1 protein-coding gene is annotated in these 1,095 nt (G+C 45.3%); it reads left to right on the top strand.

The features are described 5' to 3' along the window. Nucleotides 1–60: 60 nt before the first annotated feature. Nucleotides 61–1,095: condensation domain-containing protein (locus A4R26_RS10755; RefSeq protein ID WP_341350286.1), on the top strand; the 1,035-nt coding region annotated here is incomplete at its 3' end.

Here is a 1,095-nt window from a genome sequence, read left to right as displayed (position 1 = left end):
CGTATCGGATCAGATGCATCCAAAGAGAATATAATTGACGCGATCCTGGATGTGTCGGGGATGCTTGTAAGGGGCGAACTGGGTATGTCGATCCGGTATTCAGGTTTGAGATATGACACGGCAACGATTAAAAAATTAGCTAAGTCTTATAAGAGGCACTTACAGTCTTTAATAGAAACTTTATCCAGCACTGATACTTGTTATCTGACACCTTCGGATTTAAGTTTCAAAGGACTGAGCGAGCAAGAGCTTTCCAGGCTTAACTCTGACAACACCCTGGAAGACGTATATGAATTGTCTCCTCTCCAGGAGGGGATATATTATCACTGGCTGGCCGAAGATTCAAGCTCACTTTATTTTGAGCAGACCTCGTGCAAGGTGCGGGCTAAAGATTTGAACATTGATAAACTTGAAAGTGCTTACAAGGCCTTGACAGCCAGGCACACTGTCTTGCGCACTAGTTTCAGTACTGAATATGCCGGCAGATCTTTACAAATAGTAAGGAAAGAAGTGCCGGGTAATTTTACTTATGAGAAGCTCGATAGCCAGACAGACGAACGGGCACAGGTAGAGTTGATCAGGCGGCAAGACAGGGAAAGGGGCTTTGATTTGAGCAAGGGTTCCCAGGTGCGGCTGCATGTTATTGATCTGTCAGGAGGGGAGTATGAGTTTATCTGGAGCCATCATCATATATTGATGGATGGCTGGTGCGTGAGTGTGCTGATCGATGACTTTAATGAGCTGTTGAGCGCAGAGACCACAGGCCGTGCATTGAATCTGACCACGGCGTTACCTTACTCTAATTATATCAGTTGGTTAAGAACCATAGACAGGGAGCGTTCACTTAGTTACTGGAAACATTACCTTGAAGGTTACTCAACGCTGGCAGAGATACCCTTCAAGGCAGCAACTGCAGACACCACCTATGTTGAAACCAGTGAACACCTGCAAATAGATGGCGATCTGTTAAAGAAAGTAAACACCCTTTGCACCCAATTAGGCATCACCCAAAATATTTTTGTACAAGGAGTATGGGGGTACTTGTTGTCGCGCTATAACAACACGAGTGATGTGGTGTTTGGCGCTGTGGTATCA

Origin of the sequence: Niastella populi (assembly GCF_002078015.1) — a bacterium.
Taxonomy (GTDB): Bacteria; Bacteroidota; Bacteroidia; order Chitinophagales; family Chitinophagaceae; genus Niastella; species Niastella populi.
This window is presented reverse-complemented; position numbering and strand designations above follow the sequence as displayed.